This window comes from Pseudomonas sp. Irchel s3f10, from assembly GCF_900187515.1.
GTDB lineage: Bacteria > Pseudomonadota > Gammaproteobacteria > Pseudomonadales > Pseudomonadaceae > Aquipseudomonas > Aquipseudomonas tensinigenes.
In genome coordinates this window covers 163601-182072 of sequence record NZ_FYDZ01000009.1, presented here as the reverse complement: position 1 = coordinate 182072, position 18472 = coordinate 163601, and the positions used below count along the sequence as shown (strand labels likewise).

The 18472-nt window shown below is 61.9% G+C and carries 5 protein-coding genes; all 5 read right to left on the bottom strand.

All coding sequences use genetic code 11. The features are described 5' to 3' along the window. Positions 1 to 174 precede the first annotated feature (174 nt). The 5 genes from CKW17_RS19825 to CKW17_RS19805 all read right to left on the bottom strand — a co-directional run bounded on the left by CKW17_RS19825 (position 175) and on the right by CKW17_RS19805 (position 18462). The gene (locus tag CKW17_RS19825) at positions 175 to 1284 is read right to left on the bottom strand and encodes a hypothetical protein (protein WP_256586265.1); all 1110 of its coding nucleotides are present in this window, start codon (positions 1282 to 1284) and stop codon (positions 175 to 177) included. Further along, positions 1274 to 4864 (bottom strand): toxin VasX, encoded by a 3591-nt coding sequence (locus CKW17_RS19820; protein WP_095121140.1) that lies wholly within the window; start codon positions 4862 to 4864, stop codon positions 1274 to 1276. The genes CKW17_RS19825 and CKW17_RS19820 overlap by 11 nt, the downstream gene beginning before the upstream one ends. Beyond that, positions 4861 to 5727, bottom strand: a complete 867-nt coding sequence (locus tag CKW17_RS19815; RefSeq protein ID WP_095121139.1) for a DUF4123 domain-containing protein — start codon at positions 5725 to 5727, stop codon at positions 4861 to 4863. Before CKW17_RS19815 ends, CKW17_RS19820 begins: the two co-directional genes overlap by 4 nt. Beyond that, the gene (gene tssI / locus CKW17_RS19810; RefSeq protein ID WP_095121138.1) at positions 5724 to 7727 is read right to left on the bottom strand and encodes a type VI secretion system tip protein TssI/VgrG; all 2004 of its coding nucleotides are present in this window, start codon (positions 7725 to 7727) and stop codon (positions 5724 to 5726) included. Before tssI ends, CKW17_RS19815 begins: the two co-directional genes overlap by 4 nt. Before the next feature lie 211 nt (positions 7728 to 7938). Continuing rightward, positions 7939 to 18462 (bottom strand): autotransporter-associated beta strand repeat-containing protein, encoded by a 10524-nt coding sequence (locus tag CKW17_RS19805; protein WP_095121137.1) that lies wholly within the window; start codon positions 18460 to 18462, stop codon positions 7939 to 7941. Positions 18463 to 18472 lie beyond the last annotated feature (10 nt).

The window sequence follows — 18472 nt, the reverse complement described above, 5'->3', positions numbered from 1 at the left end:
CAGGCTGTTGATGGGGCGGATTCTAGCAGAGCGCGAGGCAGCAGATTTTTGCACTGACCGAGCGACCCCTCGGCGCCACTTCGAACTGCGCAAACTGTCCGTATCCGTTTGCGATATTCGGCTTTACCTTCGTGCGCACGATCAAAAAATCGCTGCCTGCGGTCTTTTGCTCTGTTAACGCTCGCGCTGCACCTGCGCAAAAATTTCGGTAATTGGTCGATAAGGTTGACGCTTTTGCATCTGCCGCACCTGTTCACTCATCCGCAGCAGCTCTTCACTGGGTTTGGCCCATTGGTCTTGCGGCAGCGGTTCTGACCATTCGCGCATGACGTCGGGCAGTGCCTGTTTGCCGATTCTTTCGAGGCGGCGCACTTCCCATTCGACGAGGTGGTTGGGAATCGTCCACAGGGTCATGACGTGGTAGAGGTACCAGAAGAAGCCCGACAGCCTTGTTCGTGTGCCTTCGCGGATCTGCTGATGCATGCGTGCGCGGGCGTTGCGAAAGGTGTGCAGGCCTTCGTGGGGTGGGTCGTCGGGGCCTTGCAGGTCTTGCAGGTCCTGGATGGATTTGAGGTCGTTGACTTCGTATTCCATGTAGCCGCGGATCGCTTCCCAATGGCTGATCGCGAGCGGCAGGCCGGCGCAGGGGAATTCGAGGCTGGTGAGGGTTTCGCCGTGGTAGAAACCGATGCCCATGCCGTATTGGCGGTGGATACCGTACTGGGTCGCGCCTTTGGCTTCGATGATCCAGGCGGAAAGAGATTCCCAGGGGACGAAGACGGGCTCTGTGGCGCCTGCGGGCATGAAGCAGACTTCGCGTCGTTGGCGGTTGAAGCGGGTTGGGATGATATGGGCGCGTTTTTTGTGATTGTGGTGCCAGACGGCGAGGCAGATGAGCAAAATGAAAGGGCCGGCAATTAACTCGTTCTCATAGCCCTCTTCGAACATACCAATTACTGACTCCCAGATTGCCTCATGCCCGTAGCCAAAAATAATCCCCAACAACCCAGTAAATAAAGGGAATAAAACTATGACCATGAAAGCGCCGGTGAATGACCCACCCAGAATTAGCTGCCAGGAAAATACTTGCGGTGATCCAAGACCAAAGTCCATGTACGTTTCATTTAACCCTGCAATGTGCGGCCCATAAGGCGAAATCGGCGTAGGTAGTGGCAACGGTGCGAGGTATGTAGTTTTTCCGCCTGAAAATGACTCTACATCTCCTGCTTTTCTAGGGCTCTCAATCTGCGAAGTACCAAAGGGCTTGTCGTAATTATTCAGCATGGTCAGCCCACTCGAGATATTGGGTTTCGACAAGCAACATCGGAGGATTTTCTTTTACCAATGAAGGAGCAACCACTGAAAAATGACCATCACCCCTCGGATCCAGATGGATTACACGAGTTCGCGACGCCCACTCGCCTTTGCCATTCAGGGATTGAACACAGATTGCCAGTTCTAGCGTTTCCTTTGCAGGCGCGTATTCAGAGTTGGGAGTAACAGGGTATTGAAGACAGAGTATCAATCCCTCTGGCGATGACTTCACAATATGCAAGCTGCGCAGTATCTCGTCGCTAATTACTTCCTTGCGTTCTCGCGGTGCTCCTCGAGCATGCAATGGCATCAAAATTCGGTGGGCACCGATGCCCAACCGATGAGTTGGCTTACTGTTTAAAGGAGGCAGGAAATCATTCAGCATCAACCTTGGCAGCACCAAATGAATATCGCTGGGCTTGGCGCCGAACAGCAGACTTTTTAACCAGGCGTCATCCGGATTTGGCCCCAGTTGTGCGTAAGGTGCGTGCATCAAAAAGGCTAGATAACTCTGATAGTCATCTAGTGAGTGGTCACCGCGCACTTCCGGGTCACGGCTCCAAGGCGTAATTTTCAGCCATTTGTCGTGGGCAGACAGGTTGTATCGATTGAACAGCCAAGTACCCACGAACTCCAGCACAGTGAACAATGCACCAGCCAGATTGAAGCGAAAGAACACGCTGGAAAGACGTGTGCCAGCGGCAGCCCAAGCGGCTGTTCGTGCTGAGTTATTCGGCGCAGCCAATACCTTGAAAGAAGCGTGAACAGTGTTACCCACTCCGTAAGCGTTAGTTATCACCATTCCTCCGGCGCCCAACGTCGCCAATGCGGCCATGCTCCGCTCAGATTGACTCCCGCTGCGAATCGCCGCTTGCCAGTTTCGATGTTGGTTGCCGAAGTTGGTAGCAGAAGCTCTGAAGCCGAAGATATAAGTAAAGAAACCCAGTCCCACATGCAATTTCCCCATTTGAACCTGAACATGTTGCAAGGCCTCAAGCTGCAAACTTGCCACAAGCGCTGTTCCACGAGCTTTCAACGCCGTATCCGCAAGTCCCTGCGCCGCTGTAAACCCGGCCGCACCCGTTGCAGCCAAAGCAGAGAGAAAATTCGCCCGCTTGTTCTTGTCTCGGGTCTGCTTCATCAACTCCCGGTACGCCCCCACCAAATTCACCACCTGCACCAAAACCACCACCAACCCCATCCCCTCCGTCTTCACCAGACTCCCCGCCGACACCCCACTCACTCCCAACCGAATATTCCCCAGCAAACTCCTCAACTCCCCCTGCTGCGCCGGCGGAAACACCACTGTCACCCCTGCGCGAGCCGGTGTCGCGCCGTACAGCCGCGCCGAGCGATCCGGCAGTTCTTCGATCGGGCTCAACGCCGCTGCCAACCGTCCTTCGAACAGCGTCAATTGCGCCCGAACCCGCACGATTTCTTCCTGCAATTCCACCGCCCGCGCCGTTTTATGGCCTTGGCGGTTTTTATTGTGGGTGAGCTGGTTGCGTTCGCGGTTGAGGGTTTTCAGGTATTCGCGTTCGCGCAGCACTTCCTTGATCGCGGTTTGCAGCGCGGTCTGTTCGGCGGGGCTGGCGACGGTGAAGGTCACGCCGCTGGTTTTTGCCGCGTCGAAGAGGCGCAGGCGCAGTGCTTTGGGCAGGCGCTGGAACAGTTCATCCAGCTCGGAGATTTTTTCGCCCGACAGGTCGAAGCCTTCCAGTACGCGGTTCAGGCCCAGGTTCAGTGCGGGGCTGTAGGTGTCCTGCACGGCGGCCGCGACGGTGCGGGAGTGCTCGGGCAGATCGTCGAGGGCCGGCAGGTGCGGTTGTTCGATCTTTTTGAGTTTAGCCAGCCAGTCCGGCAGGTTGTTGAAGGTGGCCATACCGGCGTTGAACAGCGTTGAATACTGCCCGGCTTGCTGGGTTTGCAGGCGCAGGGGCAAGGTGTAGAACAACGTGCGGGTCAGCTCTGGATGTTGTTCGAGATAACCGAGCAATTGTTCGCTGGCGATGTCGCTGCGGCACAGGTCTTTGAGGCAGGCGTATTCGGTGCTAAGGGCCTGGCCGATTTGCGCCGCCACTTGCGCGTCGTAGTACCAGGCCGAACGATGGAAGCGTCCGGCGAGCAGCAGTTGCGTGCGGTCGGCGGTGATGCGTTCGAGCACGCGGTTCCAACGGCCGAGGTTGTCGCGATGACGGTTGAGGACTTCGTCCATCGCCGGGCGGTCGATCAGGTCGTTGACCCCGCGTTTGCCGCTAAGGAACGGGCCGTCGAGCACGTCGCGCATGCGTCGGTCCTGATCCTTGCCGAGGTCGACCAGCGTGCTCAGGTGCCGCTCGACGAAATCGACCGGGGCGACTTCAGCAAAATACTCACGCGTATAAAAACGTCGATCCGCCTCGGCGGTGACGCGACCGTGAGCGGTGAAGTCCGGGGCGACGCCGTCAAACCGGTTCAGCGCCAGCGAATCGTCGAGGGCCTTTTCGCGAAGTTGCGAAAGCTCTGGCGTTGCCTCCGCAGAAGCTGGCTCAACCTTGCCGCCCTTGTTCAAATACTCAAGCAACGCCTTGCGCGTATTTTCCCGATCCGGTTCGGGCAGTTGCTCCAGCTCGGCATAAAAAGCCTTGGCTCGCGGATCGTCACTGGCCTTGGCCAGACTGTCGAAATCTGCGCTGCCGAGCTGGCTCAAAGACTCGATGTAACTGGCCAGCAGGTAATCGCGCTCGTTGTTGCCGCTGTTGCTCCACTCTTCGACCCAGCCGACCACGGTGTCCTGATACTCGGCCAGATCGCGCATCACGCCCAGGTCATCATTGACCAGCAGAAACAGCGTGTCGTCCTGATAAGGCCCGCGCACCCGACCGAGAAACTCGCCGATGTGTGCCTCGCGAAAGCGTCGCGGTTGTTCCCACAGATACGGTTCGCGTTCGTGTTCGGGGGCGTCGCTGACCTGCACCGCAGGCATCCGCGTCGCATCGGCTTCGGCAACCGGTTCAGCCCCCACCGCCACTTCCGCGAGCCATTGCCGGGTCTGCTCGACGGTCAACAAGTGCTCGCCGCCGACCAGGCAATTGACCGGCCCCAGATCGACCGCCTGCATGAAGTGCTCGCGCTCCTCCGTGCTATCCAGCACCTGCCGGCACTTGGCGGCGCTTAGCTGCACTTCGGCAAAGGTCACGTACAACGTGCTCTTGCGGGAAAATATCAACGCCGGACGTTCTTCGATGGCCGCGCGTTGATCCTCAGTAACGGTTTTACCTTGGTGCAGCAGCGCGGTGACGATGCCGTCAAGTACGCGGTATTCGTACAACTCGCCACCGAGGCTGTCGATGATGTACAGCCAGCCGTCGCGCAACCGGCGTATGCCCATTGGCCGCGCGGTCAAGGCATAGGGCAGCGTCAATTCGGCGGCCGGGTCGTGCGGTCGTTCCACCAGGCCATAGGCCAACGGCAACAGTTGCACATGGGTTTGCCGCAATGGGCAAGCGCCGGGAGAACCGATGGGGGTTTTGGACGCCGCAGCAGCAGCGAGGTTGGCGGGATGGTTCATGATCGAACTCGTTCAGCTGCCCACTGATGCGCCAGGGCCGCAGCCAGCGCGACGCGCTCGCCGGGTGATTGCAGCGAGGGCGTGTGGAGTAAGTGATGGATTTGCGGATGCTGTTCGAACTCGCTGCTGCCGAGCCAGAACACGACGTTGGCGTAATAAAACAACGCAGAGGGACCGCCGAGGCCAAGGGCAGATGCTTGAGTCTCCAACTGATCAAGTACGCCCCAGCGTTGTGCCAGGCTCTCGCCGCTATGGCGCTCAGAGAAGTAGCGGAGCAAATGCGCATCGAGCTCAAGCAACGTTCGGCGCCGGTCAACCTGATCTAGCGCAATGTCCTGCTCAGGACTCAGGCGATAGGGCACGGTAAGCTCTGGATGTTGCGTCTGGCGGGGCCGCTGAAACCGCCATAGGTCATTGACGACGTCGGCTGTCACTACACAGGTCAAAGGTCCGAACAAAGACTGATCGGCACAGGCAAACAACGCCTGCGCCACCGCTGCATCGGCCATGCGCAAAAACGCCGATTGCCCGGCGGGCAACTCGACCGTGATCAGTTTGCGCAGGTGTTCGGCGACGCCGTGCAGCGGCGCAGCACTGAACAACAACACGCCCCACTCCTCCTGCGCGCCGTGCAGATAGAACTGCGCCAAGGAATCGTCCGGTTGCTCGATCGCCACCAATAATGGCGAGACATCGCGCAACGCTGAAAACGGTGGTTGGTCGTAGAGGGCAAGCGTGCTGGCCGTCGGGTTGAGCTGTTTCAACCGCTGCGGCAGATCGCTGATCGTCGCACCGTCCAGCAACAAAAAGGCCTGCTGCTCGCCCCAAGGCAAACCCTCGGGAAAGGAAGTCAACCCGCTCATGCTTGCGCAGCCTCGCAAATCTGGCAGCGCGCAGGGCGCTTGGAAACCAACGCCTGTCGCTGTTGAACCGGATCAAATACCACCGTCAACAACGGCACCGCCCCCGGCACCAAAGGCTCTGCCGCCAACCCGACCGCCGGCACACCGCCCTGAACAATCGGCACGCTGCTGAAAATCCCTTCCGGCCCCAGCGTCAACCAATGCCCACCGCACTGCAGCACCAGTTGCGTGCCGCCATCGATGACAACTTGCGCAGTGGCACCAAAATGCAGGTGCTGCGTAGCGCTGAGCCGCTGGCTGCTGACCCGGATATGGCGGTCGCCGTGTACCCACAGGTGATCGTCCTGCTTGAGTTCGGTCAGGCGATTGCCATGGGTCATATGGTGTTCGTCGCTGCGTAGCTCCTGGCTGCTGATACCACCAACGACCAGGGTGTGTTGATTGTCGACTTGCACGCGCTGGTCATTGAGCACCAGTTGCGCAAAGTCACGCTGGGCGCGGATGGCGATTTCTTCGGCGCCTTTGCGGTCTTCGATGCGCAGCTCGTTGTAGCCACCGCCGCCAGGACTGCTCTGGCTGCGCCAAATGCTGCGCGTCTGCTCTGCCGGGAGGTCCAGCGGCACCGGCGTCACTGCGTTGGGCAAGCAACCCAGCACGAACGGCTTGTCCGGATCGCCCTCGGTGAACCCGATCAGCACTTCCATGCCGACGCGTGGAGTCTGCACACTGCCGTATCGGTCATGAGCCCAGCTTGTGGCGACGCGTAGCCAGCAACTGGACTGTTCATTGAACTGGCCTTCGCGGTCCCATATCAGTTGGACTTTTACTCGCCCGTAGCGATCGTTGTAGATTTCTCTGTCGGGCGGACCGGTCACCACGGCATGCTGGTTGCCGGTCATGCGTGGTTTCGGATGCTTGAGTGCGGGTCGGAAAATCACCTCCCACGGTGTTGCGACGAAGTGGTTGCGATACCCCTGCTTGAGGCCGTCGTCGGCAGCCGGGACGGTTGAAGATTCCTCCAGCACCTGCGGCTGCCGACCTAGATGCTCGACGCTGGTCAACAACCATAAACCGTTGTAATCGTCGCGTGGGTGTTCACGCATGTCGACGAAGCTGCCACTGCGCATCAGGCTTTGGTCGCTGCGTCCGTGGCTCTGCCGGTAATCGGCACGATGGCGTTCAAGGGCTCGCTGGCTCAGGTGTCTGCCGCGATCACGGTGGGTGAACTGTCCGGGAAAGGCGTAATCCTCAAGCACTGGAACCTGCACTTCCTTGGCTTCGGCATCCAGTTGCACGTTGGGTTTTTCAAAGTGGTAATCACGGCGACTGACCTGCGTGGTGCGTGTTTCCAGGCGCACGTTGAAACGGTCGATCACTGCCGCGTAGGCAACCATGCCGCTGTCCTGTTTATAGGCCGTGGGCTGGGCTGGCGGGAGGAAAACGCTTTGATCGTCACCGAACACCAGCAGGTGCCCATCGCGGCGGTGCTGGAAATGAAAGTGAATGCCCTCTTCCTCGCACAAGCGCTGAATGAAGTGCAGGTCAGTCTCGGCGAACTGCACGCAATAGGTGCGAGGTTGATAGTCGGCACTGAGCTGGAAGCGCCAGGCATCCGCTTGCATGCCGTGGTCACGCAACACCCGGGCGACCATTTGCGGCACGCTCTGTTGCTGGAAGATTCGCTGGTTGTGTCGATGCGCCAGATAGGCCAGATGCGGCACCAGCGTGATCTGGTAGCGGGTCAGGCGTTTGCCAGAGTCGCCTTGGGCAATTCGATAAATCTGCCCATGCAGGCCGGCGCCGTCGGCACTGAAACAGAGGAAGGCGGGACGGTGCAGCAAGGATTCAAGATCAAGGTCGGGGCGCTCGCTGACCAGTTCCAGTTCGACCTCATAAGTTCGGTTGAGCGCCTCCTTCGCGCTGAATTCGTATACCTGGAGATCATGGGAAAAACCTTCGATATCGAGTCTGAACATCACGGACTTGCCAGCAGTCAGCATCCACATTTCCCTGTGTCTGTTTAAGGCTCGGGACTGTGGGGGGCGACGGCTGAACTGGTGAAGTCAGATGATTCGATGTTTGACGTAGGTTCTTTCCGATTGGGGATAAATGGTCGACCTCAGGCCGGATTTCCTACAGACATGACCGCGACTTTTTGCCCGTGCAAAAAAAACCGCCCTTACGGGCGGCTAAAAGTGCTTCGACCCTAAATCAGAAGCCAAGGCTGAAGCTGATGGTCATCGCATGGTCGTTGCTGTCGTTCGACAGTTGCCCCGAGTAGCCGACGCCGAGTTTGCCGGTCGGACTGATCTGGAAGTCGACACCCGCTTCAACAATCGCGCTGTCCTTGGCGATCGGCACGCCCTGTGTGCTGAACGAGGCGCCGCCGTCGATGAAGGTCAGATCAGCATCAGGCTTGGTATCACCAAAGGCATGGCGCCAGCCGATGGCCGCGCGCGGAGTGAATTGCCCGCCGTTGGCCAGGGTGATGACTTTGCCGGCACGTACGCCGAGGGTCGAGAAGGTGATGTCTTGATCGGCATCGGCCTCCAGGCGCCCTACTCCGCCTTTTTCCTTGGCTTTGTCGGTGTCGTAGTTGACGTAGGCCAGACCGGCGAACGGTTCAAGCGCAATGCCGCCGGCTTCAATCGTGTAACCGACTTCACCGAACACCTGGGCGCTGCGTGCGTCGTAGTTGGCTTTCAAGCGGTCGTTGTAGCTGCCGACGCTGACGTTGCGTTTGGTCTCGATGTCGTGCCAGCTATAAGCCGCGCCGAGGCGTACCGCCAAGGCATCGAACTGCGAGTTGAGGTACGCCGCCAGATGGTAGCTTTCGACGGTCGCATCCGAGCGACGATCATGGGCATCGAGGTCGCTGCGGGTGTAGCCGGCGGCCATACCCACGCGCCACTGGTCATCGAGTTGCTTGTCGGTGCCGAGCATGAAGCCGCTGAGGTTACGGTCGAGTTTCGCCGTGTTGCTATCGCCATCAGACTCGCCCCACGCGCCGAGTGCACGGGCCCAGCCGACCATTTCACCGTGGCAACCATTACTGCTCAGTTGGTTGCCACTTGGCGCCAAGGCACGGCGTGGATCGTCCGCCGCGCTGCATGACGGTTGGCGCATACGGTCGTTGACCGCGTCACGCACGTAGCGCGAATCCTCGAGGATGGCACTGGCGGTGCTGGCGTGGATCTCACCGGACAGACTGTCGAAGGCATTACGCGCGCCGGCGACACTGAGGTTGACGATCTCGTTCTGCAACGCCGCGCCCGCCGGGCCGTTGTTCGACAGCGCGGTGGCGGTGCGGAACTGGTTGTCGGTGGCGGCGACATCGGCGAACGAATTGCCATTGCGGCTGACCACCAGGTTCACCGCGTTGGCGTCATACACCAGGGCGCTGTTGAGGAACGCGTATTGCGGAAGGTCCGCAGCGCTGAAGGTGCCGTTCACGCCACCGCCCGCCGTGATCAGCGAATACGTGGTGTTGCCGGTGAACGGTGCCAGCGAGTTGACTTGCAAGCCGCCGCCCAACGTTGCCGTACCGCCGACCGCCAGTGGCGTTGCGGTGGGTGCGCTGACCGTCAGCGCCAGCACACCGTCGGAGGCGTTGGTCAGGTTACCGGCGACGCTCAGGGTTCCGGCTTCGGACCCCGAAGCCACAACCCCATGGTTGACCACGGAGCCGACGCTGCCGTTGCCGCTCAGACCCGCGCCGTTGGCCACGGTGACTTGCGCGCCCAGCGAAGCTCGCGCGGCGCGGCTGCCAACTTGCAGCACACCTTGATCGACCGACACGGTACCGCTGAACGGATTATCACCGGTCAACAGCAAGGTACCGGCGCCACGTTTGGCCATCGCCCCGAGACCGCTGAGGACCCCGTTGAACTGACCATTGACGTTTTGTTGGAACACCAGCGAAGCGTTGTTGAGAATGTTGCCCTGCAGGCTGGTGGTATTACCGATCAACGTACCGCCGCTGACGGTGGTGCCACCACTGTAGGTGTTGGCGCCACTGAGCACCAGCGTGCCGGAATCAAGCTTTTCGATCCCTCCCGTGCCCACCAGTGGCGTGGAAATTTCCGCACTCGCGCCGGCATTCACCCGTACCGGTGCAAGGCTGCCGTCGGCGCCATTGACCGGCGTCAGCGTACCGCCAGCCCCCGGAACCAGGCTGTAGCCGCCGGAGAGGAACTGCAGACCGGTGAAGTTCTGATTGCCCTGCACGGTCACAGTACCCGCCTGACCACCGAACACCGCGAACTGACCATTTGATGCCAGGGCCTGAGTACCGCTCGGATCGGTCCAGTTGGTGCCCGGCCCCCACACGCCGCTGCCACCACCGATGCTGCCGTCCGGATTGGTGGTGCCACCGTTCCAGAACTGCACCTCACCCGGGGTGCCTTGCACCAGCAGGTTGATCTGATTGGCAATCGCGGTTTGCAGGGTCAAATTGGCCGCCGACACCGGCAGGCTGCCATACACCAGACCGTTGTCGGTCAGGCTGCCGCCGTAGCTGAACAGTTGATAAACCCCGGTGCCGAAGCCGCCGGCGTTGCTGATGTTCAGCGTACCGTCGAGGGTCAGGTTGCCGGCGACATTGACCACCGTGGTCGAACTGGCCGCCGAGCCGAGACTGAAGTCCAGATTGGTCCCCGAGGACAGTGCCAGCGAACCGACCGACAACGGCGTCGCGGTGCCGCCACCGGCCAGCGTCGCACCGTCGGCCAGTTGCACAGCGCCACCGAGCTGACCGCCACCGCCGATGCTCGCGCCGCTGGCAACGTTGACGTTGGCGCTGTTGAGCACACCGTTGACGATCAGGTTGCCGGCCTGCACCGAGGTGTTGCCGGTGAAGGTGTTGTTGCCAGTCAGCAGCAACTCACCCGTACCGGTTTTGTTCAGCGTACCGGCGCCGGTGAGATTGCCGGTGTAACTGCCATCGGCGTTTTGCTCGAAGGTCAGCGTCGCGTTGTTGACGATCGCACCTTGCAGGCTGCTGGTGTCACCGCGCGTCGTGCCGCTGTTCAACGTGGTGCCACCGCTGTAGGTGTTGGCACCACTGAGGACGAGATCGCCGCTACCGTTTTTCAGCAGACTTCCGGTGCCGGTCACAGCACCGATCAGCGTGGTGTTCTGATTGCCGGCGAGGGTCAGTTGCGCGCCCAGGTTGACGGCGTTGGCCAGTTGCAGCGCCGAGGTGCTGTCGAGCGTGCCGTCACCGGTCACGTTAAGCGCACCGCTGCTGAGTGCACTGTTGTTGCCAAGAACCAGCGTACCGCCGGCGAGTTGAGTACCACCGGTGTATGTGTTGCTGCCGTTGAGGGTCAGGCTCGATGCGCCGGCCTTGATGATGCTGCCGCTGCCACTGACCACGCCGTCGAGGGTCAGGGCGTTGGAACCGGCAACGGTCAAACCACCGTTGGCGACCACGTCGTTACCCAAGGTCACGGCTGCATTACTGTCCAGCGCTGTGCCGTCAGCAGCAGTCAACACGCCAGTGCCGAGCGCCGCGTTGTTGCCGACGACGATCTTGCCGCCGTTGAGCGCGGTGCCGCCGGTGTAGCCGTTGGCCGCGTTGAGCACCAGTGTACCGCTGTCGTATTTGCCCAGTGTGCCGCTGCCGTTGAGTGCGACGCCAATGGTTGCCGTGGCGTTCGGGTCAACCCGCACCGTGGCATTGCCCAGCGAACCGTTGACCAGGTTCAGCGAGCCCGCCGTGCCATTCACCAGGCTGTAGCCGTCGGTGACGAATTGCATGCCGGTGATGGTTTGCGCGCCGTTGACGGTCACCGTGCCGGCCGCGCCCTGGAACACCGCGAAGCTGTTGGTCCAGGCCTGGTTGGTGGTGCCGTTGACATCGGTCCAGTTGGTGGTGCCAGTGCCCCAGGTGCCGCTGCCGCCCTCCACAGAACCGTTGGCCACCAGTTGATTGCCGTCCCAGAACTGCACGGTGACGCCCGGTGCGGTGACCAGCAGGTTGATCTGATTGGCCAGTGCGGTTTGCAGGGTCAGATCGCCCGGGCTGACGCTGCCCGGCAGTGTGCCGAAGAGCATGCCGTTGTCGGTCAGGCCGCCGGTGTAGTCGATCAGGCGATACACACCGCTGCCGAAACCGCCGATGTCGCTGACATTGAGGGTGCCGTCGAGGGTCAGGTTGCCGCCAACGCTGACCAGCGCATTGCCGCCACCGGACACCGGTGTGCCGAGGCCGACGTCGAAGTTTGAATTGCCGTTGAACAGCAGCGAACTGACGCTCAGCGTACTGCCGGTGACGCCCGCCAGATGACCGCCATCGGCCACCGTCACGGCACCGCTCAAGGTGCCGCTGCCACCGAGAGTGCCGCCGCTGTTGACCAGCACATTGCCGCTGGCCAGCGAACCGTTGACCTGCAAGGTGCCGGCGTTGACGTTGGTGTCACCGGTCAGGTCGCTGATGCCGCTGAGGGTCAGGGTGCCGCTGCCGAGTTTGCTCAGGCTGCCGTCACCGCTGAGGATGCCGGCGAAGGTGCTGCTGACATTGTTGCCGCCGAGGCTCAACGTATTGCCAGTGCCAATCAGCGCCGTGCCGCTGCCGGTGAGGCTGGCGAGGCTGCCCGATGCACCGAGATTCAACGCCGCGCCGCCCGCGAGATTGACCGTGGCATTGTTGCCCAGCGCCGCGCCACTCAGTGTGGTCAGGCTGCCGGACGCCACATCGAAGGTGCCGCTGAACGTGTTGCTGCCGCTCAACGTCACGTCGGACAGACCGTTCTTGGTCAACGTGCCGGCGCCGGCAATCACGCCACCGAGGGTCAGGTTGTTGTTACCGGCCAGGGCCAGATTGGCATTGACGTTGAGGTTGTTGGCCAGCACCAGTGGCGCGGAGTTGTCGAGGGTGGAAGCACCGGCCACGGTCAGCGCGCCGCTGCCCAGCGACCCGCCAGTGCCAAGGGTCAGCGTACCGGCATTCAGCGTGGTGCCACCGGAGTAAGTATTGATGCCGTTTAGCGTCAGGTTCGACGCACCGTTCTTGATCAACCCGCCCGCGCCGCTGACGACGCCAGCGAGGGTCAGGTTGTTGCTGCCGGTGTTGCTCAGATTGGCGTTGAGCACGACGTTGTTGCCCAGGCTCAGCGCGCTGTTGCTGTCCAGCGCCGAGGCGCCGGCTACGGTGAGGTTGCCCAGGCCCAGCGCCGAGTTGCTGCCGGCGGTCAGGGTGCCGGCGTTGAGGGTGGTGCCGCCGAGGAAATTGTTGTTGCCGCTGAGGGTCAGGTTGGCGGCGCCGTTTTTGCTCAGGCTGCCGGCGCCGTTGACCGTACCGGCCAGGGTCAGATCTGCCGTGCCGCTGATGCCGAGATTGCCGGCCAGGTTGACCGCGTTGTTTACCGAAACCGCAGTGCTCGCATCCAGCGTGGTGCCGCCCGCCGCGTTCAACGTGCCGGAACCCAGCGCCGAGTTCGACGCCAGAATCAGTCCGCCGGCGTTCAGCGCCACCGGGCCAAGGAAGGCGTTGTTGCCGCCGAGGGTCAGGTTGGCCGTGCCGGTTTTGATCAGGCCACCAGTGCCGCCAAGCACGCCGTTGAGGGTCAGCGCATTGCTGCCGACCACGGTGAGGTTGCCGTTCAGCGTCGCGGCGTTGGCCAGTGTCACCGCCGCGTTGCTGTCCAGTTGCGTACCGGCATTCGCCGTCAACGTTCCGGTGCCGAGCGCGGTGTTGCTGCCGACAATGATCTTGCCGCCGTCCAGTTGCGTGCCGCCGGTATAGGTGTTGGCACCACCGAGCACCAGGGTGCCGGCGTCGAGTTTATTGAGGATGCCGCTGCCATCGATATTGGCATTGATGGTCGCCGTCACGCCCGGATCGACGCGCAACGAAGTGGTGCCGCCGGTGCCGTTGACCGCTGTGAGTTGCCCCGCTGCACCGTTGACCAGGTTGTAACCGTCGGTGAGGAATTGCATGCCGGTGAACGCTTGCGTGCCGTTCACCGTCACCGTGCCGGCGGTGCCCTGGAACACCGCGAAATCACCCGCCCACGGCTGGTTGACCAAGCCATTGGCGTCGGTCCAGTTGGTGCCGACCGCATTCCACGTGCCGCTGCCGCCATCGACCACGCCGTTGGCGATGGTCTGGCTGCCGTCCCAGTAACGGATGTTGCTGTTCGGCGCAGAGACTTGAATGTTGATCTGATTGGCCACGCCGGTTTGCACCAGCAGATCGCCGAGGCCGTAGCCGACCGGCACGCTGGCGACATCCAGACCGAGGTTTGTCAGGGCGCCGGTGTAGTTGAACAGGCGATACACACCAACGCCAAAACCGCCGGCATCAGTGACGTTAAGATTGCCGTCGAGGGTGAGGTTGCCGCCGACGTTCATCAGCGACGCGGTCGACGGCGTGCCCAACGCCACATCGACATTGCTGCCGGCAGCGAGGGTCAGCGCACCGGCGGACAGTTGGTTGCCCGACGACAACGCCAGATGCCCGCCGCTGTTAACGTTGACGCTACCAAGCGCCGAACCGGTGCCGGTGAGGGTACCGCCGGTGTTGACGTTGACCTGTGCACTGCCCAGCGAACCGCTGAGATCGACGATACCGCCATCGATCGCGGTGTTGCCGGTAATGCCGTTGATCCCGGTGAGGTTCAAGGTGCCGGTGCCGACTTTGACCAGGCCGCCGCTGCCGCTGAGATCACCGTCGAAGGTGCTGGTGACGTTGCCGCTGCCGACGGTCAGGGTGTTGCTGCCGGTCAGTTGCACACTGCCGCTGCCGGTCAGCGCACCGAGGCTGGCGTTGCTGCCCAGATTCAGCCCGGCGCCGGCGCTGATGTTGACCCCGGATGTGTTGCCCAGTGCATTGGTGTTGAGCGTGGTGACGCTGCCGGACACGATATTCAGCGCACCGGTGAAGGTGTTGTTGCCGGCCAGGGTCAGGTCGGACAAACCATTTTTGGTCAGGCTGCCAGCGCCGTCGATGATGCCGTTCAAGCTCAAATCATTGTTGCCGGCAACAGTCAGCCCGGCGTTGAGCGTGATCGCATTACCGATGCCGAACGAGGCGCTGTTATCCAGAGTCGCCGCGCCACCGACGACCAATGCGCCGCTGCCCAGACCGTTGGCATTGCCCAGAGTCAGCGTGCCGGCATTCAGCGTGGTGCCGCCGCTGAACGTGTTGCTGCCGTTGAGAGTCAGGTTGGCCGCGCCGTCCTTGATCAACTGGCCGGTGCCACTGGTGACGCCGCCGAGGGTGAGGTTCTGCGTGCCGCCCACGGTCAGCGCGGCATTCAATGCGACCGCGTTGTTGAGGCTGACCAGCGGCGAGTTGCTGTCCAGTGTCGCGGCGCCAGCGACGGTCAATGCACCGGAACCCAGCGCCGAACTGTTGCCGACGGTCAGGGTGCCGGCGTTCAGCGTGGTGCCGCCGAGGTAGTTGTTGGCGGCGTTGAGAATCAGATTAGCCGCGCCGTCTTTCACCAGACTGCCTGCGCCGCTGACCAGACCGGTCAGGGTGATATTCGCCGTGCCGCCGATGTTCAAGGCACCGGCGAGTGCCACGGCATTGTTCAGGCTGACGGCGGTGTTGGCGTCCAGCGTGGTGTTGGCCGCCGCGTTCAACGTACCGGAACCCAGCGCGGTGTTGCTGCCGACAATCAGTTTGCCGGTGTTCAACGCGGTGTTGCCAAAATAAGTGTTGGCGCCATTGAGGGTCAGGTCGGCAGCGCCGTTCTTGGTCAGCCCACCGATACCGGCGACTACGCCGCCGAGGGTCAGCGCATTGCTGCCACCCAAGGTCAGGGTGCCGCCGAGGTTGACGTTATTGGCCAGGGTGGCGGCGGTGCTGGCATCGAGGGTAGTGCCGTTCGAGGCATTGAGTGTGCCGGTGCCGAGGGCGGTGCTGGAACCGACAATCAGTGAACCGGCATTCAGCGCCGTGGTGCCGGTGTAGGTGTTGTTGCCGTTGAGAGTCAGGCTCGATGCGCCGGTCTTGATCAAACCGTTGCTGCCACTGATCACGCCGCCAAGGGTCAGTGCGTTGGCGCCGCCAGCGGTGAGGTTGGCGTTGAGAATCACGTTGTTGTTCAGGGTCACGGCCGAACTGCTGTTGAGCGTGCCCGCACCTTCCACCGACAAGGCGCCGGTGCCCAGTGCTGCGCCGTTGCCGACCGTCAGGCTGCCGGCATTCAGCGTGGAGCCGCCGCTGTAGGTGTTAGTGCCGTTGAGCGTGAGATTGGCGGCGCCGTTTTTCACCAGTTGGCTGGCGCCGCTGATCACCCCGCCGAGGGTCAGCGCGTTGCTGCCGCCAATGCCCAGGCTGTTGTTGAGAATGACCGCGTTGTTGAGGGTCACCGCCGCATTGCTGTCTAGGGTCGCCACGCCACCGACGGTGATATTGCCGCTGCCGAGCGCCGCGTTGGCACCCGCGGTGATCGTGCCCGCGTTCAACGCTACGGCACCGAGGAAGGTGTTGGTGCCGTTGAGAATCAGGTTGGCCGCACCGTTTTTGGTCAGCCCGCCGCTGCCGCTGACAATCCCGCCCAAGGTCAGGTTGGCGCTGCCGCCGACGTTGAGGTTGCCGCCGAGTGAGACGGCGTTAGTCAACGCAACTGCGGTGCTGGCATCGAGCGTAGTGCCGGCTGCCGTGGTCAAGGCGCCAGTGCCCAGCGCGGTGTTGGAACCGACAATCAGCGTGCCGGCATTCAGCGCAGTAACGCCAGAGAAGGTGTTGTTGCCACTGAGACTCAGGTTGGCGGTGCCGTTCTTGATCAGATTGCCGGCGCCGCTGACGACGCCGCTCAGGCCCAATGCCTGCGTGCCGCCAAGGGTCAGATCGCCTGCCAGCGCGACGGCGTTGGCCAGGGTCACCGCCGTGGTCGCATCCAGTGTGGTGCCAGCCGCCGCATTCAGCGCGCCGGTCCCCAGCGCGGTGTTGCTGCCAACGAACAGGCTGCCGGCATTGAGCAACGTGTTGCCGCTGTTAGTGTTATTGCCGCTCAAGGTCAGGCTGGCGCTGCCGGATTTGGTAATCCCGCCAGTTCCGGACAACACGCCGCCGAGGCTCAGCGCATTGCTGCCGAGCACGTTGAGCGCGCCGGTCATCGCGATGTTGTTGGCCAGAGTGACGTTGGCGGTGCTGTCGAGACTGGTACCGGCGGCCGTATTCAGCGCACCGCTGCCGAGCGAGTTGTTATTGGTCACCAGCAGACTACCGGCGCTCAGGGTGGTGGTGCCGGTGAAACCGCTGTTGGCACCACTGACGGTCAGGCTGCCGCTGCCGGTTTTGGTCAGGCCGCTGCTGCCGCTGATCAAACCGCCGAGGGTCAGTGCGCCGGTGCCACCGGCGGTCAAGGTGCCGCCGAGGCTGATGGCGTTGGCCAGGCTGATGGTGCCCGGTGCGCTCAACGTCGTCGCGCCGGTGACGTTGAGGGTGCCAGTACTGAACGCCTGATTGTTGCCCAACTGCACCGTGCCGCCATTGAGCGTGGTGTTACCCAGATAGGTGTTGGCGGCACTGAGGTTTAGCTGGCCGGTACCGGCCTTGGTGAAACCGCCGCTGCCGGAAATCACCCCGCTCAGGGTGGTCGCGTTGGTGCCTTGCACCGTCACGCCACCAGCGCCGAGGGAAATCAGATTGCTGATGTTCAACCCGGCATTGCTGGCCTGCAGAGTCCCGCCGTTGGAGGTGATTACGCCGCTGCCAAAGGTGGCGTTGTTGTTGAAATTCGCGATACCGCCGTTGAGCGTGGTCGCGCCGCTGACCAATGGCCCCTGCAAGGTCCAGGTGCCGCTGTTGAGGGTCAGGTTGTTGAAGTTGATGTAGGTGGCGCTCGATGCCGTGCCAGTCCCGGTGATACCGCCGCCGACGCCAGCCGGGTTTTGCAGGATCAGGCTGTTGGTGCCGCCCGCACCGCCATCCACCGTACCGGTAGGGGCGAAGGTCAGGTTGATGCCGATCAAACCGCCGAGGCCGACGCTGATCTGTACACCGTCACCGACGTTGACGCTGGAGCCGGTCAGCGCAGTGAAGGTGTTGGTGCTCGCCGCGCCCATCGACACACCGCCGGTAATCGCACCGGCGTTAGTAAAGGTGTTGCCCGCCGCCGAGGTCTCGAACGCGATCCGGCCGTTGATCACACCGGTGCTGCTGTTGGTCATGTTGACCTGCGAACCACCGTAGACGCCGATCACCGGGGTATCCGCCAACGTGATTCCGCCGATCGAGAGTCCGGTCGAGGTGATGGTGCCGTTGTTGGTGATGCTGGTGGTGCCGGTTGCCGCGTTGTTAACCGAAAGGGCCAGACCGTCGATGCTGGTCAGGTTGAGCCCGAGCAGCATGCCCGTACCACGGATGATCCCGCTGGCGTTGTTGAGCACACTGACCGTGCTTGTTGCGCCAGTGCCGATGAACGCGCCGCCGCTCAACACCGAGACCAGGCCGAGCAGCGCCGGGTCGATAGTGCCGGAGTTGTTCAGGGAGATATTCACCCCGGTCAAGTCCATCACATGGCCGCCGAGGGTCGCGTTCATCTGCGCGCCGCTGTTGACGTTAACCGTCAAGCCACTGGTGGCGCTGGAAAAATTATTGAGAAACAGCGGCAGGCTGGGCACGCCGGTACAGGTCACCGTTGAACCCGCCGTGGAGCACGTGGCCAACGCAGGTGCGCTGACGCCGCCGAACAACAGCCCGGCAACGCTCAAGTGCACAGCAAGGGAAAGAGGGGAAAAGCGCGAAACGAGGGCGACACTAAACCTTGCTTCCACGGGCTACTCC